At 67.8% G+C, this 21,702-nt stretch carries 22 protein-coding genes and 4 tRNA genes; 12 read left to right on the forward strand and 14 right to left on the reverse strand.

Annotated elements, in window-relative coordinates:
- The first annotated feature begins 35 nt into the window (after nucleotides 1-35).
- Complete coding sequence (locus tag ACLB90_RS17315) at nucleotides 36-2,177, forward strand: TonB-dependent siderophore receptor (protein ID WP_411850617.1); 2,142 nt, start codon at nucleotides 36-38, stop codon at nucleotides 2,175-2,177.
- Nucleotides 2,178-2,234: 57 nt separating this feature from the next.
- Here ACLB90_RS17315 and ACLB90_RS17320 read toward each other — a convergent pair whose 3' ends face one another.
- Nucleotides 2,235-2,936: a pirin family protein gene (locus tag ACLB90_RS17320; RefSeq protein WP_411850618.1), complete on the reverse strand. Its 702-nt coding sequence runs from the start codon at nucleotides 2,934-2,936 to the stop codon at nucleotides 2,235-2,237.
- A gap of 140 nt (nucleotides 2,937-3,076) precedes the next feature.
- On the opposite strand from ACLB90_RS17320, the gene ACLB90_RS17325 reads away from it, so the two are divergent.
- A complete protein-coding gene (locus ACLB90_RS17325; RefSeq protein WP_411850619.1) occupies nucleotides 3,077-4,012 on the forward strand; it encodes a LysR family transcriptional regulator in 936 nt (311 codons plus the stop codon).
- A 115-nt stretch (nucleotides 4,013-4,127) separates the two neighbouring features.
- A complete protein-coding gene (locus tag ACLB90_RS17330) occupies nucleotides 4,128-5,279 on the forward strand; it encodes an alpha/beta hydrolase (protein ID WP_411852787.1) in 1,152 nt (383 codons plus the stop codon).
- 55 nt (nucleotides 5,280-5,334) lie between these two features.
- Here ACLB90_RS17330 and ACLB90_RS17335 read toward each other — a convergent pair.
- The 10 genes from ACLB90_RS17335 to ACLB90_RS17380 all read right to left on the reverse strand — a co-directional run bounded on the left by ACLB90_RS17335 (nucleotide 5,335) and on the right by ACLB90_RS17380 (nucleotide 11,215).
- A tRNA-Arg gene (locus ACLB90_RS17335) sits at nucleotides 5,335-5,411 on the reverse strand.
- A 38-nt stretch (nucleotides 5,412-5,449) separates the two neighbouring features.
- Nucleotides 5,450-5,526, reverse strand: a tRNA-Arg gene (locus ACLB90_RS17340).
- Nucleotides 5,527-5,581: 55 nt separating this feature from the next.
- A tRNA-Arg gene (locus ACLB90_RS17345) sits at nucleotides 5,582-5,658 on the reverse strand.
- Between the two features lie 61 nt (nucleotides 5,659-5,719).
- Complete coding sequence (locus ACLB90_RS17350) at nucleotides 5,720-6,559, reverse strand: alpha/beta fold hydrolase (protein ID WP_411850620.1); 840 nt, start codon at nucleotides 6,557-6,559, stop codon at nucleotides 5,720-5,722.
- A complete protein-coding gene (thiD, locus tag ACLB90_RS17355) occupies nucleotides 6,556-7,365 on the reverse strand; it encodes a bifunctional hydroxymethylpyrimidine kinase/phosphomethylpyrimidine kinase (protein WP_411850621.1) in 810 nt (269 codons plus the stop codon). The genes ACLB90_RS17350 and thiD overlap by 4 nt, the downstream gene beginning before the upstream one ends.
- A 45-nt stretch (nucleotides 7,366-7,410) precedes the next feature.
- Nucleotides 7,411-8,082 carry a YoaK family protein gene (locus tag ACLB90_RS17360; protein WP_411850622.1) on the reverse strand — a complete coding sequence of 224 codons (672 nt, stop codon included), beginning with the start codon at nucleotides 8,080-8,082 and terminating at the stop codon, nucleotides 7,411-7,413.
- Between the two features lie 30 nt (nucleotides 8,083-8,112).
- Nucleotides 8,113-8,619 carry a hypothetical protein gene (locus ACLB90_RS17365; protein ID WP_411850623.1) on the reverse strand — a complete coding sequence of 169 codons (507 nt, stop codon included), beginning with the start codon at nucleotides 8,617-8,619 and terminating at the stop codon, nucleotides 8,113-8,115.
- Nucleotides 8,616-10,013 (reverse strand): PhoH family protein, encoded by a 1,398-nt coding sequence (locus tag ACLB90_RS17370; protein ID WP_411850624.1) that lies wholly within the window; start codon nucleotides 10,011-10,013, stop codon nucleotides 8,616-8,618. Before ACLB90_RS17370 ends, ACLB90_RS17365 begins: the two co-directional genes overlap by 4 nt.
- A gap of 82 nt (nucleotides 10,014-10,095) precedes the next feature.
- Nucleotides 10,096-10,575, reverse strand: coding sequence for a peroxiredoxin (locus ACLB90_RS17375; protein ID WP_411850625.1), 480 nt, complete (start codon nucleotides 10,573-10,575; stop codon nucleotides 10,096-10,098).
- 79 nt (nucleotides 10,576-10,654) lie between these two features.
- Complete coding sequence (locus tag ACLB90_RS17380) at nucleotides 10,655-11,215, reverse strand: glycine cleavage system protein R (RefSeq protein ID WP_017356703.1); 561 nt, start codon at nucleotides 11,213-11,215, stop codon at nucleotides 10,655-10,657.
- Nucleotides 11,216-11,379: 164 nt separating this feature from the next.
- Here ACLB90_RS17380 and dapA point away from each other — a divergent pair, with 164 nt between their 5' ends.
- Complete coding sequence (gene dapA / locus ACLB90_RS17385; protein WP_411850626.1) at nucleotides 11,380-12,273, forward strand: 4-hydroxy-tetrahydrodipicolinate synthase; 894 nt, start codon at nucleotides 11,380-11,382, stop codon at nucleotides 12,271-12,273.
- Nucleotides 12,274-12,302: 29 nt separating this feature from the next.
- Nucleotides 12,303-12,821, forward strand: a complete 519-nt coding sequence (locus ACLB90_RS17390; protein WP_411850627.1) for a hypothetical protein — start codon at nucleotides 12,303-12,305, stop codon at nucleotides 12,819-12,821.
- Between the two features lie 85 nt (nucleotides 12,822-12,906).
- On the opposite strand, the gene fdxA is transcribed toward ACLB90_RS17390, so the two are convergent.
- Both fdxA and ACLB90_RS17400 read right to left on the reverse strand, forming a co-directional pair.
- Nucleotides 12,907-13,230: a ferredoxin FdxA gene (gene fdxA, locus ACLB90_RS17395; RefSeq protein WP_411850628.1), complete on the reverse strand. Its 324-nt coding sequence runs from the start codon at nucleotides 13,228-13,230 to the stop codon at nucleotides 12,907-12,909.
- A gap of 108 nt (nucleotides 13,231-13,338) precedes the next feature.
- Nucleotides 13,339-14,253, reverse strand: a complete 915-nt coding sequence (locus tag ACLB90_RS17400) for an SMP-30/gluconolactonase/LRE family protein (protein ID WP_411850629.1) — start codon at nucleotides 14,251-14,253, stop codon at nucleotides 13,339-13,341.
- A 170-nt stretch (nucleotides 14,254-14,423) separates the two neighbouring features.
- On the opposite strand from ACLB90_RS17400, the gene ACLB90_RS17405 reads away from it, so the two are divergent.
- On the forward strand, nucleotides 14,424-15,845 hold the full coding sequence (locus ACLB90_RS17405; RefSeq protein WP_411850630.1) for a sugar porter family MFS transporter: 1,422 nt from the start codon (nucleotides 14,424-14,426) through the stop codon (nucleotides 15,843-15,845).
- A gap of 122 nt (nucleotides 15,846-15,967) precedes the next feature.
- Here the strand turns inward: ACLB90_RS17405 and ACLB90_RS17410 are convergent.
- Nucleotides 15,968-16,042: transfer RNA gene (locus ACLB90_RS17410), tRNA-Glu, on the reverse strand.
- Nucleotides 16,043-16,092: 50 nt separating this feature from the next.
- On the opposite strand from ACLB90_RS17410, the gene pcnB reads away from it, so the two are divergent.
- The 6 genes from pcnB (at nucleotide 16,093) to pgi (ending at nucleotide 21,678) form a co-directional block, all read left to right on the forward strand.
- Entirely contained in the window at nucleotides 16,093-17,472 is a 1,380-nt protein-coding gene (pcnB, locus tag ACLB90_RS17415) for a polynucleotide adenylyltransferase PcnB (protein ID WP_411852788.1), read from the forward strand.
- Nucleotides 17,473-17,475: 3 nt separating this feature from the next.
- Nucleotides 17,476-17,964, forward strand: a complete 489-nt coding sequence (folK, locus tag ACLB90_RS17420) for a 2-amino-4-hydroxy-6-hydroxymethyldihydropteridine diphosphokinase (RefSeq protein WP_411850631.1) — start codon at nucleotides 17,476-17,478, stop codon at nucleotides 17,962-17,964.
- A gap of 31 nt (nucleotides 17,965-17,995) precedes the next feature.
- A complete protein-coding gene (panB, locus tag ACLB90_RS17425) occupies nucleotides 17,996-18,811 on the forward strand; it encodes a 3-methyl-2-oxobutanoate hydroxymethyltransferase (RefSeq protein WP_411850632.1) in 816 nt (271 codons plus the stop codon).
- Nucleotides 18,808-19,650 carry a pantoate--beta-alanine ligase gene (panC, locus tag ACLB90_RS17430; protein ID WP_411850633.1) on the forward strand — a complete coding sequence of 281 codons (843 nt, stop codon included), beginning with the start codon at nucleotides 18,808-18,810 and terminating at the stop codon, nucleotides 19,648-19,650. Before panB ends, panC begins: the two co-directional genes overlap by 4 nt.
- A 136-nt stretch (nucleotides 19,651-19,786) precedes the next feature.
- Entirely contained in the window at nucleotides 19,787-20,167 is a 381-nt protein-coding gene (panD, locus tag ACLB90_RS17435; protein ID WP_017355950.1) for an aspartate 1-decarboxylase, read from the forward strand.
- Nucleotides 20,164-21,678: a glucose-6-phosphate isomerase gene (pgi, locus tag ACLB90_RS17440; RefSeq protein ID WP_411850634.1), complete on the forward strand. Its 1,515-nt coding sequence runs from the start codon at nucleotides 20,164-20,166 to the stop codon at nucleotides 21,676-21,678. The genes panD and pgi overlap by 4 nt, the downstream gene beginning before the upstream one ends.
- Nucleotides 21,679-21,702: the final 24 nt, after the last annotated feature.

A 21,702-nucleotide genomic window follows, 5' to 3' on the forward strand; every position in this document is an offset into this window, starting at 1 on the left:
GTCGCGTTCGTGCCGTTCGCCGGTCGGCGCCGTCGATGTCCCTGCTCACCCTGGCCATGAGTGGCGTGCTCGGGTTGGGCCTGTGTGCGCCCGCCGCGCAGGCGGAGGAAGCGCCGGCACCGCCCAAGGAGGGCGCCCAGACCCTGCAGACGGTGCAGGTCACCGCCAACCAGCTGGGTACGGTGACCGAGGGCAGTGATTCGTACACCCCCGGTACCATCGCCACCGCCACGCGCCTGGTGCTCAGCCCGCGGCAGACGCCGCAGTCGATCAGCGTGATCACCCGTCAGGAAATGAACGACTTCGGGCTCAACGGCATCGACGACGTCATGAAGGTCACCCCGGGCATCAGCATCGTGACCTACGACAGCGAGCGCACCGAGTACTACGCGCGCGGCTTCGCGGTGCAGAACTTCCAGTACGACGGCATCCCGATGGCCCGCGATTCGGCGTACTCGGCGGGCAACACCCTGAGCGATACCGCCATCTACGACCGCATCGAGGTGCTCAAGGGCGCGACCGGCCTGCTGACCGGCATGGGTGACCCCGGCGCAACCATCAATCTGGTGCGCAAGAAGCCGACCCGCACGCTGGCCGGCAGCGCCACGCTGGGGGTGGGTTCGTGGGACAGCTACCGCGCCGAAGTCGATGTTGGCGGCCCGTTGACCGAAAGTGGCCGCGTCCGTGGGCGCGCCGTGGCGGCCTACCAGGACAAGCATTCCAACGCCGACCACTACCAGCGCAGCAACGAGGTCTTCTACGGCATCCTGGAAGCCGATATCGGCGACAGCACGCTGCTGACGGTGGGTGCCGACTACCAGGACAGCGATCCCAAGGGGTCCAGCTGGGGCGGCATCCCGCTGCTGGACAGCGAAGGCAACTTCAACAGCATGCCGCGCTCGTTCAACAATGGCGCACGCTGGAGCCGTTGGGGCCAGTACGCGCGCACCGGGTTTGCCACGCTGGAACACACCTTCGCCAACGATTGGGTCGCCAAGCTGCAGCTCAACCACCAGGTCAACGGCTACGACGCCTCGCTGGGGGCGGCGGCCGGTGGCAATCCCGATCCGGTCACCGGCGAGGGCGTGATGATGTGGCTGGGCCAGTACATCGGCAAGACCACCAGCAATGCCGCCGATCTGTATGTGAGCGGCAAGTTCGAGTGGTTCGGCCGCCAGCACGAGCTGGTCGTCGGTGGCAGCGTGTCGCGCAAGCGCTGGGTCAACAACGGGTACTCGCCGCAGCCAGGCTATGTGACCGACGTGGACAACTACTACGCCTGGACCGGTGATGTGCCCGAACCGGAATGGCAGTGGGGCTACGGCGACAACCAGGTCACCCGCGAGAGCGGTGCCTATGTGGTGGGCCGCTTCGACCTGGCCGACCCACTGAAGCTGATCGTCGGCAGCCGTATCGCCAATTACAAATCCCCCGATACCGACGAGAGCGGCGTGGTCGTGCCGTACGCCGGCCTGGTGTACGACCTCAACCGCAACTTCTCGGTGTTCGCCAGCTACAGCACCATTTTCAAGCCGCAGGGCAACCAGGACGAACAGGGCCGGGTGCTGGACCCGATGGAAGGGCGCAGCTACGAGGCCGGCCTGAAGGCGGAGTTCTATGACGGTCGCCTCAACGCCAGCGCGGCGGTGTTCCAGCTGGAACAGGACAACTACGCGCAACCCACCGGCGGGCGTACGCCCAGCGGCGGCATCGCCTATGAAGGCCTGATGGGCGTGCGTACCAAGGGCTATGAGCTGGAGATCTCCGGCCAGCTCGCGCCGGGCTGGCAGGTGCAGGGCGGCTACGCGCACAAGATCGCGCGGCAGCAGTCCACCAAGGTCTCCACGCTGGAGCCGGAAGACCAGTTCAGCGTGCACACCAGCTACCGCCTCACCGGCGCGGCGCAGGGCTGGAGCGTCGGTGGTGGTGCGCGTTGGCAGGGCAGCACGTTCGGCACCATCACCAACCCCGCCACCGGTGGAAGCCAGGTGCATCGCACCGAGCCGTACTGGCTGCTGGATGCGATGGCGCGCTACCAGTTCAACGACCAGCTGTCGGCGACGCTCAACGTCAACAACCTGCTCGACAAGCGTTACTACACGATCTTCAGCTGGTACAGCACCTATACCTGGGGCGAGCCGCGCAACGTGCGCCTGACACTCAACTACAAATTCTGATCCGCGCAACGCACGACACCCCGGGCAACCGGGGTGTCTGCGTTTCAGTGCGGGTGATTACAGCGCCAGCTCAAAGACGATCACTTCGGCATCGTTGCCCTTTTCCAGCGTGACCTGCGCCTCGTCGCTGATCTGCAGCGCATCACCCGCTTCCAGGGTGATGCCGTTGACCTGGAGCTGGCCACGGGCGACCTGCACATAGGCACCGCGACGCGGGGCCAGCGGCAGGTGCACGCGGCCGTCGCCGTCCAGGATGGTCGCGTAGATGGTGGCATCCTGGTGGATCAGCAGCGAGCCGTCACGGCCATCGCGCGAGGCGATCAGACGCAGCTGGCCGCGCTTGGTTTCCGGCGCGAAGTGGGTTTCCTGGTAGCTCGGAGCGATGTTCTCCTGGTCGGGGAACAGCCAGATCTGCAGGAAGTGCACCGCCTCGTCTGCCGAGTGGTTGAACTCGCTGTGGCTGACACCGCTGCCGGCACTCATGCGCTGCACGTCGCCGTAGCGCAGCACCGAACCGGTGCCCATCGAGTCCTTGTGCTCCAGCGCGCCGCCAAGCACGTAGGAGATGATCTCCATGTTGCTGTGGCTGTGGGTACCGAAGCCCTGGCCGCCCTGCACGCGGTCTTCGTTGATCACGCGCAGTGGGCCGAAGCTGACATAGCGCGGGTCGTAGTAGTTGGCGAAGGAGAAGGTGTGCATGGAGTTCAGCCAGCCGTGGTCGGCCTTGCCACGGGTGTTGCTCTTGCGGATCTGCAGCATGGGAATCTCCTGGGTGTTCGATGGTTTCGATGGCGGTCCGGGGCGGCTGCTGCCGTTCCCTTTCCTGTTGCGGCCAGTATCCGCTTGCGCCACCGACTTGAAAAACGGATAGTTTTGCAAGCCATCATCGAAAAATTCGAATGCTCAAGCTCAGTCTCGATGCCCTGCAGATCCTGGACGCCATCGACCGCCGCGGTTCGTTCGCCGCGGCGGGCAAGGCGCTGCACAAGGTGCCGTCGACCATCTCCTATACCGTCTCCAAGCTGGAGGACGACCTGGGCGTCCAGTTGTTCGACCGGATCGGCCCGCGCGCGCACCTGACGGCGGCCGGCGAGGCGCTGCTGGAGGAGGGGCGGCACCTGCTGCGCGCGGCGCGCGAGCTGGAGATGCGGGTCCGGCGGGTCGCGTCCGGCTGGGAGGCGGAACTCACCGTGGCGGTCGACGCGATGTTCCCCCCGGCGCTGCTGGCCGAGGACGTGCGGGCGTTCACGGCGGTGGCCGAACAGACCCGGGTGCGGCTGGTCAGCGAGGCATTGTCGGGCACCTGGGAGGCCCTGCTGGACCGCCGGGCCGATCTGCTGGTCGGCGCGGCGGGCGAGGGGCCGAGTGGAGGCGGCTATGTGGTCGAGCCGATGGGGGTGGTGCGGTTCGTGTTCGCCGTGGCGCCCTCGCACCCGCTGGCGACCGCGCCCGAGCCGCTCGGGCGGGATGTGCTGGCGGCGCATTGCGCGATCGCCGTGGCGGACTCGGCGCGCCGGCTGCTGCCGCGCACGGTCGGCCTGCTGATGGGCCAGGACACGGTGACCGTACCCGATACGGCCAGCAAGTTCCGCCTGCAGTGCGCGGGCCTGGGCTTCGGTTTCCTGCCCGAGCCATACGTGCGCCAGGCCGTTCGCGACGGCCGGCTGGTCGTCAGGCAGGTCGAGGAACCCAAGCCGGATGAGACCTTCTGGCTGGCCTGGCGCACCGGCGAGGAGGGGGCCGGCTTGCGCTGGTGGCGTGAGCGCATGCAGCGGCCGCAGGTGCTCGACGCGTGGTGGCCGACGATGGCGGCGTGGCTCGGGCACGGCGCCTGAGCGGCCGGCCCAGCTGAACCGATGGTGCGCTGTCATGCCACCGTCATCCAGGTGCGATAGAGCGCCGGCGGCGCAGCCAGTACGCTGCCCGGCTCGTTGATGTCCGTACATGCCCATGAAACGCCTGCTGCTGTTGCTGCTGGCCGGGGCCGGCCTGTGGCTGGCTGCCTGCTCCTCGTTGACCCCGTCCGCGTCCACTTCGCTGAGCGATCGCCTGGTTGCGCCGGGCGGCGTGTCCACGCTGCTGGATACCGCGCGCATCGCCGAAGCGGTGGATACGGTGCCCAACCGCCACGGTTTCGTGACCGGCCGCGCCGGCGTGCCGATCTTCTGGCGGGCCTTCGATCCCGGCCAGTACGGGGTCCGTTACCACTACCTCGCCCAGCAGCACGACAACGGCCTGCCGCTGCAGACCGGCCTGCAGCTGGCGGTGCCGCACCCGTTCCGGCCGCAGGCGCCGCGCGGCACCGTGGTGCTGCTGCACGGGTGGATGATGAACGGCGATGCGATGTTGCCGTGGTCGATGCAGCTCGCGCAGGCCGGCTACCGTGTGGTCACCATCGACCTGCGCAACCACGGCCACTCTGGCGCCGGTCCGGCCGGCTACGGCACGTTCGAATCGGACGATGTGGTGGATGTGATCGGCGCGCTCCGCCAGCGCGGCGAGGTCAGTGGCCCGCTGTACCTGTTCGGCGTGTCCTACGGCGCGGCCACCGCGCTGTTCACCGCCGACAAGCTGGGCGACCAGGTCGCCGGCGTGGTCGCGATGGAGTCCTTCGCCAATGCCGGCGACGCGATCCGCAGCATGATTCCGCACCTGATGTCGTTGCAGCCCACCGGCTGGAAAGCGCAGGCGCTGGCCGCGTACGGGCGGTGGCGCTATGGCGGGCAGGACATCGACCAGGTGATCGCCGCCGCCAGCCAGCGGCTGGACCTGGACCTGGACCGCGTCGATGTGGCCCGCGCACTTGCCGACACGCAGGCCTGCGTCCTGCTGCTGCATGGCCAGGACGACCAGCATGTACGGGTGGAGCAGGGGCGTCGGCTGGCATCGTCCAGCCCGCGCGTGCACTACATCGAGATGCGCGGGGAGGATCACATCACGCTGCCGCTGCGCGTGGACCTGCTGGGCGGTGTGGTGGATGACTGGCTGGCGCGCGACGACCGTGCCGGTGGCGCGTGCCCGGCGCCGGAAGTGCCGGGCCAGGCCGACCGCATGGCGATGCAGGCGGTGCAGGTGCAGGTGCAGGTACCGCCGCGCGGATGACCGGCAGCGGGCAAAAAAAAACAGCAGCCGATGGCTGCCGTTTTCGTCGATGCAATGGTGCGCCCGGAGAGATTCGAACTCCCGACCGCCTGGTTCGTAGCCAGGTACTCTATCCAACTGAGCTACGGGCGCATTTGCATTGTCTGATTGTAGTGCTGCTCGCGATGCAGTGGTGCGCCCGGAGAGATTCGAACTCCCGACCGCCTGGTTCGTAGCCAGGTACTCTATCCAACTGAGCTACGGGCGCATGTGCATCGCGTTTTGTACTGCTGCTGCCAACGGCGGTGTTGTCAGCCTGTTGATGGTGCGCCCGGAGAGATTCGAACTCCCGACCGCCTGGTTCGTAGCCAGGTACTCTATCCAACTGAGCTACGGGCGCGTCAACAGGAGCGGAATTATGCGGATCGACGTCGCATTCGTCAACGCTTTTGTGAAGGTCTTCATTCAAATGAATGAAAAAGCGCGTCCACCACGGCCTGCGGCGCCTTCATCCAGGCGAAGTGATCGGCGCGCGCGCCCAGCGCGTCGGCCGACAGGACGGTCAGCGTTGATCGCACCTGCGGCAGCTTGGCCAGCAGGCCCTGCATCGACGTTGCCGGGGCCAGCCAGTCGTCGGCCATGACCACCGCCGTCGCGCGGCCGTGGACGGCGTGCATGGCCTGGTCCAGGTCCGGCACGATGCCCTCGCCGGTGTAGTGGTTGCTCAGGCCCACGCGCGCCCAGTCGCGGATCAGGCCGCGGGCTTCGGTGCCGCCGAAGCCCAGCCGGCGTCCGTGCAGCACGCCCTGGCGCTGGGCCAGCCACGGCAGAAAGCGGTAGATCAGTGGCAGGGTCCAGCCGCGCGGGGCGGGGAAGGTGCGCCAGTACGGCGTGCCGCTGGCGACCAGCCAGAAGCGGGCGAAGACGTCCGGATGCAGCCCCGCGAACGCACAGGCGAGCTGGCCACCGAGACTGTGGCCGCCGACGATCAACGGCGCGCTGCCCTGGGCCTGCACCTGCGCCAGGCTGGCGGGCAGGTCCCGTTCGAGGATCTCGCGGTAGCCCCAGTCCTGCGCGCGCGACGGGCGCAGGCTGCTGCTGCCGTTGCCGCGCCACTCATGCAGGTACACGGCGATGCCGCGCGCGGCCAGCGCCTCGGCCAGTGGCAGGTAATGACGTGCTGCCACGCCCAGCGCAGGCAGCCACAGCAGGCGCGCCTGCGGCGTGGCCGGCCGGCGCACCAGCAGGTCGATGCGGTGGCCGTCGTCGGCCTGCACCGGCAGCGTCAGGGCGTCGATCATGCCGAACGCGCCGCACCGAAATGATCGATCACCAGCACCTCGCTGCGGCCGGGGTAATACCCGCTCTGCAGGCCGCGTGCGACGAAGTCGATGGCCGCCTCGCAGGCATTCGGTACCGACAGGCCCTGGCACAGTTGCGCGGCGATGGCCGAGGCCAGCGTGCAGCCGGTGCCGTGCGCGTCCACCGGCAGGCGCGCGTGGATGAAGTCATCGCGGGTCACGCCGTCGAAGTAGCGGTCGATCACGCGCGCGCCTTCGTCCAGATGACCGCCCTTGAGCAGGACGGCACCGGCGCCCAGCGCCAGCAGTGCGCCGGCCGCATCTTCCGCATCATCGGCGGTGAGGATGCGGCGGCCGAGCAGCAGCTCGGCTTCGGGGATGTTGGGGGTGAGCAGCGTGGCCAGCGGAATCAGGCGGGTGCGCATCGCCTCCAGTGCGCTGTCCTCGAGCAGCTTGGCGCCGCTGGTGGCCACCATCACCGGGTCGAGCACCACGTGAGGGGGACGGTATTTCTCCAGGGCGTCGGCGACCAGCCCGATCACCTCGGCGTTGGCCAGCATGCCCAGTTTCACCGCGTGGATCTCGAAATCGGCGAAGCAGGCATCGATCTGCGCCTGCAGGAAATCCAGCGGCGGTACGTGTACGGCGGTGACGCCGCGGGTGTTCTGTGCGGTCAGCGCGGCAATCGCCGACAGGCCGTGCACGCGATGGGCGGCGAAGGCCTTCAGGTCGGCCTGGATGCCGGCGCCGCCACCGGAATCGGAACCGGCGATGGTCAAGGCGGAAACGGGGGTGGATGGGCTCATGCGCCGATTGTGCAGTGTTTGCGGCAGCGCTGCTGCCACCGGCGGTCAGCGCCGTTGCAGCTGTCGCCATTGCGCGTACAGCACGTAGCCCAGCCCGGTGACGCCGGTGAGCAGCGCCGGGGCGAGCAGGGCGTCGTAGCCGACGCGCAGGAACAGCCATGCGCCCAGAATGCCGCCCGCCAGGAAGCCGCTGACGATCAGGCCGCTGAGGGTCAATCGACGGATCGGCAGCGGCAGGCCGCGCAGCAGGTGGCCAAGCCCGATGCCCAGGTCGGTGAACATGCCGCTGAGGTGGGTGGTGCGCACCACCGCACCGCTGAAGGTGGTGGCCATCGCGTTCTGCAGGCCGCAGGCCATCGCGGCGGCCAGCGCACCCCAGATCTGCTGCTGTTTGAACAGCGGAATGGCGATCAGCAGCAACAGCGATTCCAGGGTCAGCACCACGCCATAGCGGCGGCCCAGCTGCAGGGTGCTGTCCTGCACGATCATGCCGCTGAGCATGGCCCCCAGGCAGAACGCGATGAGCAGGCCCCAGAGGTGCCCGACAACCCGCCAGTCGCCCTGTGCCAGGGCCATCCCGAGCTGGCTGGTGGTGCCGGTCATGTGGCTGACCGCCTGGTGCTCGAATCCGAGGAAGCCCACCACATTGACCATGCCGGCCACGCACGACAGTGCGATCGCGCCGATCCACACCCATGTGGGCAGCCGGATGCTCATCGGCGGTGGGCAGCCCGTATCACGCGGGCCTCAGCGGCCCGCAGGCGGGCCGTTGAACTGCACATCGGAGAACTGGCCGCTGGCCGGGTCGAAGACCGCGCCCCAGAACTGTGCGCCGCCATCGCAGACACGGATCGCCTCGCGCGCCGGATCGATGTCGCTGCCATCGGGCAGATGGAAGGCGTTGAGGTAGATCACCTGGCGACCGTCGCGTTCGATGCCGACGTACTGGCGGTCGAAATCGCCGGCCTTGGGCACCTGTGCCTCCAGCGTGGGCAGCGCGGCTTCGAGCTGCTCGACCTGCTGGCGGCTGGGCGCCCAGTAACCGGTGACCCGCCCCGGCTCGCGGCCGGGGCTGGTGCGCGAGCAGGTATCCAGGACCTGGGCGGCGATGACGGGGCGGGTGACCACCCAGGACTGGCCGGTCTTGACCGCGGTCGGGACGGTGCTGCCCGGGCGGGTATTGGACGGCGTGCAGGCCGCCGCCAGCGCAGCGAGCGCCAGCGGCAGGACGGCACGGGACAGGGAACGGTTCACAACACCTCCGAGGCGTAATCGGCCAGGCGCGAGCGCTCGCCACGGCGCAGCGTGACGTGGGCGCTGTGCGGCCAGTTCTTGAAACGGTCCACCGCGTAGGTCAGGCCCGAGGTGGTTTCGGTCAGGTACGGGGTGTCGATCTGTTCGACGTTGCCCAGGCAGACGATCTTGGTGCCGGGGCCGGCGCGGGTGATCAGCGTCTTCATCTGCTTGGGGGTGAGGTTCTGCGCCTCGTCCAGGATCAGGTAGCGCGACAGGAAGGTGCGCCCGCGCATGAAGTTGAGCGAGCGGATCTTGATCCGGCTGGCGATCAGGTCGTTGGTCGCCGCACGTCCCCAGGCACCGCCTTCCTGGGTGTGGGTGAGCACTTCCAGGTTGTCGGTGAGCGCGCCCATCCACGGCGTCATCTTTTCCTCTTCGGTGCCGGGCAGGAAGCCGATGTCCTCGCCGACACTGACCGTGGCGCGGGTCATGATGATCTCGCGGTAGCGCTGCTGGTCCATCGTCTGTGCCAGGCCGGCGGCGAGCGCCAGCAGGGTCTTGCCGGTGCCGGCGGTGCCGAGCAGGGTGACGAAGTCGATCTCCGGGTCCATCAGTGCGTTGAGCGCGAAGTTCTGCTCCCGGTTGCGCGCGCTGATGCCCCAGACCGCATGGCTGCCGTGGCGGAAATCGTTGACCAGCGACAAGGTGATCCTGTCGCCATCGACCTTGGCCACGCGCAGTTCGACTTCATCGTCGCCGGGCAGGTAGGCGTACTGGTTGGGATGCCAGTTCTCATCGTCGCTGGCGAGGATTTCGTAACTGGTGCGGCCCTTGTCGCTCCAGCTGCGCAGGTTGTCGGTGTGCTTCTTCCAGAAATCCTCCGGCAGCTCGGTGGCGCCGGTGTAGAGCAGGCTGAAATCGTCCAGCGCGCGATCGTTTTCGTAGTCTTCCGACACGATGCCGGCGATGGCCGCCTTGATCCGCAGGTTGATGTCCTTGGACACGAACACCACCGGGATCTCCGGGATCTGCTCCTTCAGCGCCAGGATCGCGCCGAGGATGGCGTTGTCCGGAATCACCGCGCCGAAGCTCTTGCCCGCCTCGAAATGACTGGTCTGGAAGCGCAGCAGGCCCACGCTCTGCTTGCCGCGCAGCTGCAGGCCGTTCGGACGCTGCAGCGGGATGCCGTCGGCGAGGTTGTCCAGGCCCGACGCCTGCACCAGCTCATTGAGGAAGCGGCTCACCTGGCGCGCGTTGCGGCTCGCCTCGGTGGTGCCCTTCTTGCCGTTGTCCAGCTCTTCGATCACCTGCATCGGCAGGTAGACATCATGCTCCTCGAACTTGAACAGCGCGGTTGGATCGTGCATGAGCACGTTGGTATCCAGTACGTAGATGCGCTTGCCTCGGGTCATCGTCATTTCCTGGTGGCAGAACAGGGACAAGCCATCACGGCCTGCGGGGCAGGGTGATGGCCATTGGGGGGTGCCGGGTTGGTCACTGGGTTTTCGCGGCCTTCAGGGCTTCAAGGACGGATGCGGCGTGGCCGGCGACTTTCACCTTGCGCCACGACTGCACGATACGACTGTCGGGTGAAATGAGGAAGGTGCTGCGTTCGATGCCACGCACCTGCTTGCCGTACATGTTCTTCAGCTTGATCACGTCGAACGCGGTGCACAGTGCTTCGTCGGCATCGCTGATCAGCGGGAACGCGAAGCCCTGCCTGGCGCAGAAGTTGTCGTGGGATTTGACCGAGTCGCGGGAGATGCCGAACACGCGTGCGTCGAGGTGCGTGAAGTCCGGCAGCAGGGCGTTGAAGTCGATGCCTTCGGTGGTGCAGCCCGGGGTGCTGTCCTTGGGGTAGAAGTACAACACCAGCCACTGGCCGGCGAGTGCGCCGAGGGTGGTGTGTTCGCCGCCGGACAGTGCCAGCGGAAGCGCGAGGGTGGTGCTGTCCAGGGTGTCGCCGTCGTTCATGAGGTCCTTTCCGGATCCTGGGGTACGTCTACTACAACTGCATGAAACACCGCGCGCTCGTGACGAACGCGCGAAGTCGTCAGAACTTCATCGGGTCCATGATCGCGTCCAGATTGAGGTGGTCGCAGAACTCGAGGAAATCGTCGCGCAGGGCGGCGATGTGCATGTTGGCGGGCACGCCGATGGTGACCTGCGCGGAGAACATTTCCGCACCGGTCTGCATGGCACGGTAACGCGTGCTCTGCAGGTTCTCGATGGTGATGCCCTGGCGGTCGAAGAAATCGGCCAGCTGGAACAGGATGCCGGGCTTGTCGGCGGCGATCACTTCCACGATGTAGGGCAGCAGGTTGGACTGCGCCTGCTTGGCACCGGTGCGGTACCAGACCAGCTTCAGGCCCTCCTCGCGCTCCAGGCGGGTGAGCATCGCCTCGAGCTTGGCGACCGAGTCCCACGAGCCGGTGGCCAGGGCGGTGACCGAGACATCGCGGCCCACGGTGGCCAGGCGCGCATCGACCAGGTTGCAGCCACTATCGGAGATCCGCCGGGTCACGGGCAGCAGGGGGGACTCCGGATGCGTCGTATAGGCGTTGATCAGGAGATGGTTTTCGGTCGGCGCAGGCCGCGGCGTGGTGTCGGTCAAGGTGGTTCCGGTAATGCAGGGTGAGTCTGAACGGTACCGGCGACGGCCCGTTCACCTGGGTCCAGCATACTTGCCCGCGCTTTCGACCCGCAAGTAACATGCAAAGTACATCCGGCCGGCGTTTAGCCCGGTCCGCCTCCCCCTCTCTTCAGAGCATCGTTTCCTTGTCCCTTTCCGGTCTCATCACCGCGCTGGCGACGCCTTTCCAGGCTGACGGCGCATTGGATCCCGACGGTTGGCAGCGCCTGCTGCATCTGCAACTTGAGGGTGGTGTCCACGGCGTGGTCGTGGCCGGTTCGACCGGCGAAGCGGCCACCCTGTCCGACGACGAGTACGACCTGCTGCTGCGCAGCGCGGTCAAGGCGGTCGGCGGCCGCATCCCGGTGCTGGCCGGGACCGGGCTGTCGGGAACCGCCAAAACCATCGAGCAGACCCGGCGTGCCGCCGCCAATGGCGCCACCCATGCGCTGGTGGTGACGCCGCCTTACGTGCGCCCCACCCAGGCCGGCCTGATCGCGCACTACCGTGCCGTGGCCGACCAGGGCGGATTGCCGGTGATCCTTTACAACGTGCCGGGGCGGACCGGTTGCGACATGCTGCCGGAGACCGTGGCCGAGCTGGCCCGCCACCCGAACATCGTCGGCATCAAGGAAGCGGTGGGCGACACCGGCCGCGTCAACGCGCTGCTGGCGCTGCGTTCGCCCGATTTCGCCATCCTCAGCGGCGATGACGGCACCGCCGCGCGTTCGATCCTGTCCGGCGTCGATGGCCTGATTTCGGTGGGTTCCAACGTGCTGCCCGGCGCGTATCGCCGCATGTGCGACCTCGCCGCCGCCGGTGAGCGCGAGGCGACCGAGTCGTGGGATGCACGACTGGAGCCGTTCCATGAATTCTGCGGTGTGGAATCCAATCCGATCCCGGTGAAGGACCTGCTGCGCCGGATCGGCATCGGCGACGGACTGCGTCTGCCCCTGCTGCCTTTGTCCGAAGCCCACCATGCCGCCGCCGGACATCTGGCCACCGACATCGGTGCGCTCGAAGCACTATCCAGCCACTGATCGACAGTGGCCTGACCCAGGAGATTCATATGCGTCAATCCGTTTCCGCCATCCGCGTGCTGTCCTTCGCGATCCTGGCCACCGCCACCCTCGTGGGTACCACCGGCTGCTTCAAGCGCGGCGCCAAGGGCGACTACGCGCTGGCCCCGGAAGTGCGTCCGCTGGAAATCCCGCCGGATCTGACCGTGCCCAGCACCAGCGGCGGCGCGCAGCTGCCGGCATTGGCATCGCAGGCGGCCAAGCCGGCGCCGGCCGCGGTCACCCAGGCACCGGCCAACACCGCCGGCTTCACCGTGCCGGGCAGCAAGGAAGACGTGTTCGCCAAGGTGGGTACCGCACTGGAGTCCGTTGACGGCGTGAAGATCGCCAGCAAGGCCCAGCTGCTGGGTTCCTATGACGTGGCCTACGAAGGCAGCGACTTCCTGGTGCGCGTGGTGACCGTGGAAGCCGGCGCCTACATCTCGGCGGTGGACCCGCGTGGCCTGCCGGCCACCGGCGCTGCCCCGGTCAAGCTGCTGGGCGAGCTGAAGGCCAAGCTGGCGCCGTAAGGTGCCGGCAGGTGGAGCCGGGCCATGCCCGGCTGCACCTGGTTCTGGTGGACACAAAAAAGGCGCCGCTGGCGCCTTTTCTGCGTTAACGCTCCAGGTACTGGAGCTTGTCCGGTTTGCCGTCCCACTCGCCGGCATCGGCGGGCGGATCCTTGCGCACGGTCAGCACCGGCCAGGCTTTGGCCAGTTCGGCGTTGAGGCCCACGAACACTTCCTGCCCGGCGGGCACGTCGTCTTCGGGGAAGATCGCATTGACCGGGCATTCCGGCTCGCACAGGGTGCAGTCGATGCACTCGTCCGGATCGATCACCAGGAAGTTCGGACCCTCATGGAAGCAATCCACGGGGCACACTTCCACGCAATCGGTGTGTTTGCACTTGATGCAGTTTTCGGTGACGACAAAAGGCATGGCTGGATCTGAATCCGACAGTAAGCCGGACAATTCTAGAACAGGTTGGGCGCTGGCGCGGGAATCGATCTCACTTGGTCGTGCAACCGCCTGCGCCGACGGTGCCCTTCACCAGCGGAACGGGGTGTCGGGCAGCCCGGCGATGCCGGTGTCCACGGCGAACACGCTGCCGGCGTGCGGGGCGGCGGCGAGCGCCTCGGCGCTGTGGTCCAGGCGCGAGCTGGTGACCATCAGCCGGGTCAGGTCGGGGCCACCCAAGGCCACGCAGGTCGGGTTCTTCACCGGCATCGGCACGATCCGGTCGATGCGGCCATCGGCGCCATAGCGCACCACCCGCGACGCGCGCCACTGCGCGTTCCAGAGCCCGCCTTCGGCATCGATGACGGCGCCGTCGGGTTCCCAGTCCGCCGATTCCAGCGCTGCGAAGCGGCGCGGGCGGTCGCAGCGGGCCTGTTCGGCGTCGTAGTCGCAGCACCACAGCTCCGGTCGCACCGAATCGCAGTAGTACAGCGTGCCGCCGTCGGGGCTGAAGCATATCGCGTTGGGAATCACCACGCCGGGCAGGCCGAGGTCGCGCAGGCCGTGGCGCGCGCTGTACTGGTAGAACCGGCCCAGCGGCGCCCGCGCAGGGTCTTCATTCATGGTGCCGAACACCAGGTTCCCGGCGCGGTCGGTGCGGCCGTCGTTGCTGCGGGTGCTGGCCACGTCGGGCTGCACGTCGGCCAGCCAGTGCAGGGTGGGCTCGCCGTTGGCGGTATCCAGGTCCATCCGCTGCAGGGAACCGGCCAGGACCAGCAGCAGCTGGCCATCCTCGCCTTCGGCCAGGCAGCCGGGGCGGTCCGGCAGTGCCCAATGCCGATGGGTGCCGGTCCCGGGGTGGTACTGCCACAGGCGTCGTTCGCTGATGTCCACCCAGAACAGGCACTGGCGGCGGGGCGACCACAGCGCACCTTCGCCGTGGGTGCAGCGGCTGTCGACCAGCAGGGTGGGGGTGCGGGCGTGGCGGGGAGGGGTATCCGTCATCGGCTCGGGGGCGTAGGCAGGGGCCCTGCATTCTGCCATTGCGGGCAGGCCCAGCCTGCGCTGGCGGCATGCGGCGGTGCACGATTGCGCCGCCGACGGCGCCCCGGCCAAGATGATGGCTGCCGGTGGACAGCGGATCCACTTCCTTCCTCTTCCTTGCGGATGCGCCCATGTCCACTGCGTCAGCCAGCCTCGCCATGCGCGGGGAGAACACCGCCTTCATCGTCCTGATCAGCTGCGTGGCCACCATCGGCGGCTTCCTGTTCGGCTTCGACAGTGGCGTGATCAACGGCACCGTCGACGGCCTCAAACAGACCTTCCACTCCAGCGAGGCCGGGATCGGCTTCGAGGTGGCCTCGATGCTGGTGGGCTGCGCGATCGGCGCGTTCTTCGCCGGGCGCCTCGGCGACCGCCTGGGCCGCCGCGGGGTACTGATCATCGCGGCGGTGATGTTCCTGTTCTCGGCATTGGGCGCCGGCGCGGCACACAGCTCGCTGGTGTTCATCATCGCGCGGGTGGTGGGCGGCGTGGCGGTGGGCGCGGCCAGTGTGATGTCGCCGGCCTACATCGCCGAGGTGGCCTCGGCGCGGTACCGGGGCCGGCTGGCCACGGTGCAGCAGATCGCCATCATCAGCGGCCTGTTCTGTGCGTTCCTGAGCAACTACCTGCTGGCGCGTGCGGCCGGCGCGTCCACCGAGGCGCTGTGGCTGGGCCAGGCGGCCTGGCGCTGGATGTTCTGGATGCAGGCGCTGCCCTCGGTGCTGTTCCTGGCCTTGCTGATGGTGATCCCCGAGAGCCCGCGGTTCCTGGTGGTCAAGGGGCGCCGGGAGGCGGCGCTGGCGGTGCTCACCCGGCTCTACGGGGCACAGGAGGCGCAGCTCAAGATCGCCGAGATCGAGGGATCGCTGGCCCAGGACCAGCACCGCCCGCGCTTCTCCGACCTGATGAGCAGGGCCACCGGCCGGCTGCGCCCGATTGTCTGGGTCGGCATCGGCCTGGCGGTGTTCCAGCAGCTGGTCGGCATCAATGTGGTCTTCTATTACGGCGCGGTGCTGTGGCAGGCGGTCGGCTTCTCGGAGAACGACGCACTGCTGATCAACGTGCTGTCCGGCGCGCTCAGCATCGGCGCCTGCCTGCTCACCGTGCTGCTGATCGACCGTATCGGCCGCCGCCCGCTGCTGTGGATCGGCTCGGTGGGCATGGCCGTGTCGCTGGCGCTGATGGTGGTGGCCTTCTCGAGCGGGACGCTGGTGGACGGCAGGCTGCAGCTGTCCGATGCAATGGGCAGGCTGGCCCTGGTGGCGGCCAACGCCTACGTGGTGTTCTTCAACATGTCCTGGGGCCCGGTGATGTGGGTGATGCTGGGCGAGATGTTCCCCAACCAGATCCGCGGCTCGGGCCTGGCCGTGGCCGGCGCGGCGCAGTGGACCTCGAACTTCGCCATCACCGTGACCTTCCCGATGCTGCTGGCGGGCATCGGCCTGGCCGGCGCCTACGGCATCTATACCGCCGCAGCGGTGGTCTCGATCTTCTTCGTGCTGCGCTACGTCAAAGAGACCAAGGGCAAGGAACTGGAGCAGATGGAGGGATGAGGAGACGGCTGAATATGCCGGGCCGCCTCGTGCGGCCTGGCTGGCGCGGGGGAGGGCGGCGGCCGGCGGCCCAACGCAAAAACCCCGCCGGAGCGGGGTTTTTGGCTTTTCTGCGCGACGACTGGTGCTCCCTAGGGGACTCGAACCCCTGTTTTAGCCTTGAGAGGGCCACGTCCTAACCTCTAGACGAAGGGAGCAGGCTTTGTCGCGAACTGCGCAGCGCGCTAGTATATTGACCTAGATGCCATTGGGCAATCCCGAAACTTCAACCGGAAGCGCCAACATCAATTCCTCTGCTACATCACCGTTCAGCCTGCGCGTGATCCCGCGCGACCAGCACAACATCTCCCGCAAGGACATCAGCCCCAACGCCCTGCGCGTCCTGTACCGGCTGCGCGATTCCGGGTTCGGCGCCTACCTGGTCGGTGGTGCCGTGCGCGACCTGCTGGTGAACGGAAACCCCAAGGATTTCGACGTCGCCACCGACGCCACGCCCGAGCAGGTCAAGCAGTTGTTCCGCAACTGCCGGCTGATCGGCCGCCGCTTCCGCCTGGCGCACGTGGTGTTCGGCCGCGAGATCATCGAAGTGGCCACCTTCCGCGCCAACATCGATGACGGCAGCGGCGACCGCGAGATGGAAAACGGCATGCTGGTACGCGACAACGTGTACGGCAGCATCGAAGACGATGCCGTTCGCCGCGACTTCACCTGCAACGCCCTGTATTACGCCATCGAGGACTTCTCGGTGCGCGACTACACCGGCGGCTTCGAGGACGTGCAGGCACGCCTGATGAAGCTGATCGGCGATCCCGAGCAGCGCTACCGCGAAGATCCGGTGCGCATGCTGCGCGCGGTGCGGCTGGCGGCCAAGCTCGGGTTCCAGATCGAGGACGCCACGGCCGAGCCGCTGCCGCGCCTGGCCAACCTGCTGTCCGAAGCCGCGCCGGCACGCCTGTTCGAGGAAGTGCTGAAGCTGTTCCTGTCCGGGCACGGCGTGGCCAGCTTCGAAGGGCTGGAACGCTATGGCCTGCTACAGGTGATGTTCCCGGAGAGTGCGGCCGCGCTGCGCAGCAACCGCAGCGGCGCGTTGCGCCGGATGGTCATCGAAGGCCTGCACAACACCGATCTGCGCGTGGCCAACGATGAGCCGGTGTCGCCGTCGTTCCTGTTCGCGCTGCTGCTGTGGCCGGCGTTCTGCCGCGCCCTGGCAACGCTGCAGAAGCAGGGTGTGGCGTTGGAAGAGGCGCAGCGTCGCGCCGCCGACCGCGTGACCCTGCACCAGCTCACCACGATCGCGCTGCCGCGCCGGTTCTCGCTGCCGATGCAGGAGATCTGGCTGCTGCAGGGGCGCTTCAGTTCGCGCCAGCGCAAGCGCGTGTTCCGCACCTTGACCCACCCGCGCTTCCGCGCCGCATACGACTTCCTGGTCCTGCGCCAGGTCGCCTCCAGCGAGCACCAGGCCGACGTGGAGTTCTGGCGCGAGGCCCAGCAGCAGTCCGGCAACGAGCTGGAATCCACGCTGGACGCAGCCCATGCCGATGCCGAGCTGGACGGGGAAGAGGGCGCGCCGCGCAAGCGCCGCCGCCGTCGTCGCCGGCCCGCCGGCGGTCCTGCCGCCAGCGAGTAAGCCGTGACCCTGGCCTGTATCGGGTTGGGCGCCAACCTGGGGGACGCCGCGCAGACCCTGCGCGATGCGTTCCAGGCGCTGGCGGCGCTGCCGCACACCACGCTGCGGGCGCGCTCGCAGCTGTACAGCACGCCGGCCTGGGGCAACCGGGACCAGCCGCCGTTCGTCAACGCCGCCGCGGTGCTGGACACCGCGCTGGCAGCGCCGGTGCTGCTGGATGCGCTGCTGGCCATCGAGCGCGACTTCGGCCGGGTCCGCGAGCCGGGTCTGCACTGGGGGCCGCGCACGCTCGATCTGGATGTGCTGCTCTACGGCGAGGAGGTCATCGACCTGCCGCAGCTGAAGGTGCCGCATCCCTACCTGCACCAGCGCGCGTTCGCGCTGTTGCCGCTGGCCGAAATCGCCGGCGAGGCGCTGATTCCCGGGCATGGCCGCGTGCGGAATGCTGCAATGCAGGTGGAGGCCTGCGGGATCGCTCCAATAGGAGGATAATGCCGGCCTTATCGCCACCGGTTATCAGCTCATGAGTACCCACGCAGACAGCAAGCCCTGGACCGTCCCCGCACTGGCGGAGGCCAAGCGCAACGGGCAGAAGCTGGTGATGTTGACCGCTTACGATGCTGGCTTCGCGCGCAGTTTCGATGCCAACGGGGTCGACCTGATCCTGATCGGCGATTCGCTGGGCATGGTGGTGCAGGGGCACGATTCGACCCTGCCGGTCACCACCGATGACATGGTCTACCACACCCGTGCCGTGGCCCGGGTGGTACAGCGCGCGCTGGTGATCGCCGACCTGCCGTTCGGCGCCGACGCCAGCCCGGAGCGTGCCTTCGAGGCTTCGGTGCGCCTGCTGCAGGCCGGTGCGGAGATGGTCAAGATCGAGGGCGCCGGCTTCAAGCTGGATGTCATCCGTTATCTGGTCGAGCGTGAGATTCCGGTCTGCTCGCACCTGGGGCTGACCCCGCAGTCGGTGCTGCGCCTGGGCGGTTACCGCGTGCAGGGGCGTGGCGATGCCGCCCGCCAGCTGGTCGAGGATGCCAAGGCCGTGGTCGAGGCGGGCGCCAGCATCATGGTGCTGGAGTGCCTGCCGACGCCGGTGGCCGCTGCGGTCACCGCCGCCGTGGCGGTGCCGACCATCGGCATCGGTGCCGGCCCGGAGTGCGACGGTCAGGTGCTGGTGCTGCATGACTTCCTCGGCCTGGACAGCGGCCATCGCCGTCCCAAGTTCGTCAAGGATTTCCTTGCCGAGGGCGGTTCCATCGCCGGTGCCGTCCGCGCCTTTGCCGACGCCGTGCGCGACGGCTCCTTCCCCGACGCAGAACACGCCTACGCCTCATGATCGACACCGTTACCGAACTGTCCCGTCTGCGCGCCGTCGTCAGCGGCTGGAAGCGTGAAGGCCTGCGCGTCGCGCTGGTGCCCACGATGGGCAACCTGCATGCCGGCCACTACTCGCTGGTGACCCTGGCGCGGCAGTATGCCGACCGCGTGGTCTCCAGCGTCTTCGTCAACCCGACCCAGTTCGGTCCGAACGAGGACTTCACCCGCTACCCGCGCACGCCCGAGGCCGATACGTCGGGCCTGGAGCAGGCCGGCTGCGACGTGCTGTGGCTGCCCACGGTCGAATCGATGTATCCGTTTGGCGTAGCGCTGGCGGCCAGCGTCAACGTGCCGGGCATCAGCGGTCTGCTGGAAGGCGCGCACCGCCCGGGTCACTTCGACGGCGTCTGCACCGTGGTCTCGCGGCTGTTCAACCAGGTCCAGCCGGACGTGGCTGCGTTCGGCAAGAAGGACTACCAGCAGCTGGCGGTGATCCGCCAGATGGTGGAAGACCTGGCCTTCCCGATCCAGATCGTCGGCGGCGACATCGTGCGCGAGACCGACGGGCTGGCCATGAGCTCGCGCAACCAGTACCTCAATGGCGAGCATCGCCAGGTCTCGACCACCATCCACCAGGTGCTGCTGGCGATGCGCGAAGGCTTCATCGCCGGCAAGACCCGCAGCCTGATCGAAGCGGAGGCGACTGCCGCGCTGCAGGCCGCCGGCTTCCAGGTGGACTACGCCGTGGTGCGCCTGCCGGACCTGTCCGAGCCGGCCGACGCCAACGACGGTACGCGCGTGGCCCTGATCGCCGCCCGCATCGGCACCACCCGGTTGATCGACAACCTGGAGTTCTGAGCCGTGGTGCCGGCCGCTGGCCGGCGCCACCCGCTGCCGTCATTTGCCTGAACCGCCGGCAGCGGGCAGGGGGCAGCCCCTGCTGGCCGGCGGCCGGGTGCTAGAATTTCCCTTTCCTTTACCGTTGTCGCGTGCCATGCACCTCTCCCTGCTCAAGACCAAGATCCACCGCGCCACCGTCACCCACTCCGAGCTGAACTACGAAGGTTCCATCGCCATCGATGACAACCTGCTGCAGGCCACCGGCATCCGTGAGTTCGAACAGGTGCATATCTGGGACGTCACCAACGGTGCGCGTTTCTCCACCTATGCCATCCGTGCCGAAGCCGGCAGCGGCGTGGTCTCGCTCAACGGTGGCGCCGCGCGTCACGTGCAGGTCGGCGACATCATCATCATTGCCGCCTTCGCCAGCATGAGCGAAGAAGAAGCTGACAGCTTCAAGCCGAAGTTGGTATATGTGGACGGCAAGAACCAGATCTCCCACACCAACGACACGATCCCGACCCAGGCCGCATGACACAGCACAACGGATTCGACCCGCTTCATTCCCATGCCCAGCGCCTGCGCGGCGCCAGCATCCCGTCGCTGCTTGCCGCCGAACCGGAGCGGGCACGAACGTTGGGGCTGCGGGTCGGTCCGTTGTACGTCAATTTCGCGCGGCAGAAATACGACCGCGCGGCGTTGGATGCATTGCTGCAGCTGGCTGCCGGGCGCGACGTCGCCGGTGGCCTGCAGCGCCTGTTCCGCGGTGAAACGGTCAATGTGACCGAAGGCCGCGCGGCGCTGCATACCGCGCTGCGTGGCGATCTCAGCGGTGCACCGGTGGCCGGCGAGGCGTTTGCCACCGCCGCCCAGGTGCGCGCGCAGATGGGCGAGCTGATCGCCGCATTGGAACAGACCAACGTCACCGACATCGTCAGCGTCGGCATCGGCGGATCCGACCTGGGCCCGCGCCTGGTGGCCGATGCGCTGCGCCCGGTGACCGGGGCGCGCTTCCGCGTGCATTTCGTATCGAACGTGGACGGCGCTGCCATGCAGCGCACGCTGGCCACGCTGGATCCGGCGACCACCGCCGGCATCCTGATCTCCAAGACCTTCGGCACCCAGGAAACCCTGCTCAACGGGCAGATCCTGCACGACTGGCTGGGTGGCAGCGACCGTCTGTACGCGGTCAGCGCCAATCCCGAGCGCGCCGCCAAGGCGTTCTCGATCGCTGCCGGCCGCGTGCTGCCGATGTGGGACTGGGTGGGCGGTCGTTATTCGCTGTGGTCCGCGGTCGGTTTCCCGATCGCACTGGCGATCGGCTTCAAGGGCTTCGAGCAGCTGCTCGACGGCGCGGCGCAGATGGACGCGCATGCACTGAGCGCCCCCTTGGACCAGAACCTGCCGGTACTGCATGCGCTGACCGACATCTGGAACCGCAACCTGCTCGGTCATGCCACCCATGCGGTGATGACGTACGACCAGCGGCTTGCGCTGCTGCCGGCCTACCTGCAGCAGCTGGTGATGGAAAGCCTGGGCAAGCGCGTGCAGCTCGACGGCAGCCCGGTCACCACCGACACCGTGCCGGTGTGGTGGGGCGGGGCGGGCACCGATGTGCAGCACAGCTTCTTCCAGGCGCTGCACCAGGGCACCAGCGTGATCCCGGCCGACTTCATCGGCTGCGTGCACAACGATGATCCTTACGTGGTCAACCACCAGGCGCTGATGGCCAACCTGCTGGCGCAGACCGAGGCGCTGGCCAATGGCCAGGGCAGCGACGACCCGCACCGCGATTACCCCGGTGGCCGCCCGAGCACGATGATCCTGCTCGATGCGCTCACCCCGCAGTCGCTGGGCGCCCTGATCGCGATGTACGAACACGCCGTGTACGTGCAGTCGCTGATCTGGAACATCAACGCCTTCGACCAGTTCGGCGTGGAGCTGGGCAAGCAGCTGGCCAGCCAGCTGTTGCCGGCGCTGCAGGGCGAAGCCGCAGCCATCACCGACCCGGTGACGCTGGAGCTGCTGGCCCGCCTGAAGGCCTGATAGCACCCCAACCGGTAGAGCCGA

It is taken from the genome of Stenotrophomonas sp. LGBM10, from assembly GCF_046736075.1.
Taxonomy (GTDB): Bacteria; Pseudomonadota; Gammaproteobacteria; order Xanthomonadales; family Xanthomonadaceae; genus Stenotrophomonas.

Coding starts and splice junctions, on each gene's coding strand:
- ACLB90_RS17370 (WP_411850624.1), bottom strand. CDS start 10,013: ATGACCCGAGGCAAGCGCATCTACGTACTGGATACCAACGTGCTCATG.
- ACLB90_RS17315 (WP_411850617.1), top strand. CDS start 36: ATGTCCCTGCTCACCCTGGCCATGAGTGGCGTGCTCGGGTTGGGCCTG.
- ACLB90_RS17350 (WP_411850620.1), bottom strand. CDS start 6,559: ATGATCGACGCCCTGACGCTGCCGGTGCAGGCCGACGACGGCCACCGC.
- panB (WP_411850632.1), top strand. CDS start 17,996: ATGAGTACCCACGCAGACAGCAAGCCCTGGACCGTCCCCGCACTGGCG.
- panC (WP_411850633.1), top strand. CDS start 18,808: ATGATCGACACCGTTACCGAACTGTCCCGTCTGCGCGCCGTCGTCAGC.
- panD (WP_017355950.1), top strand. CDS start 19,787: ATGCACCTCTCCCTGCTCAAGACCAAGATCCACCGCGCCACCGTCACC.
- ACLB90_RS17400 (WP_411850629.1), bottom strand. CDS start 14,253: ATGACGGATACCCCTCCCCGCCACGCCCGCACCCCCACCCTGCTGGTC.
- ACLB90_RS17325 (WP_411850619.1), top strand. CDS start 3,077: ATGCTCAAGCTCAGTCTCGATGCCCTGCAGATCCTGGACGCCATCGAC.
- ACLB90_RS17330 (WP_411852787.1), top strand. CDS start 4,128: ATGAAACGCCTGCTGCTGTTGCTGCTGGCCGGGGCCGGCCTGTGGCTG.
- ACLB90_RS17360 (WP_411850622.1), bottom strand. CDS start 8,082: ATGAGCATCCGGCTGCCCACATGGGTGTGGATCGGCGCGATCGCACTG.
- ACLB90_RS17375 (WP_411850625.1), bottom strand. CDS start 10,575: ATGAACGACGGCGACACCCTGGACAGCACCACCCTCGCGCTTCCGCTG.
- ACLB90_RS17320 (WP_411850618.1), bottom strand. CDS start 2,936: ATGCTGCAGATCCGCAAGAGCAACACCCGTGGCAAGGCCGACCACGGC.
- ACLB90_RS17405 (WP_411850630.1), top strand. CDS start 14,424: ATGTCCACTGCGTCAGCCAGCCTCGCCATGCGCGGGGAGAACACCGCC.
- thiD (WP_411850621.1), bottom strand. CDS start 7,365: ATGAGCCCATCCACCCCCGTTTCCGCCTTGACCATCGCCGGTTCCGAT.
- fdxA (WP_411850628.1), bottom strand. CDS start 13,230: ATGCCTTTTGTCGTCACCGAAAACTGCATCAAGTGCAAACACACCGAT.
- ACLB90_RS17390 (WP_411850627.1), top strand. CDS start 12,303: ATGCGTCAATCCGTTTCCGCCATCCGCGTGCTGTCCTTCGCGATCCTG.
- pgi (WP_411850634.1), top strand. CDS start 20,164: ATGACACAGCACAACGGATTCGACCCGCTTCATTCCCATGCCCAGCGC.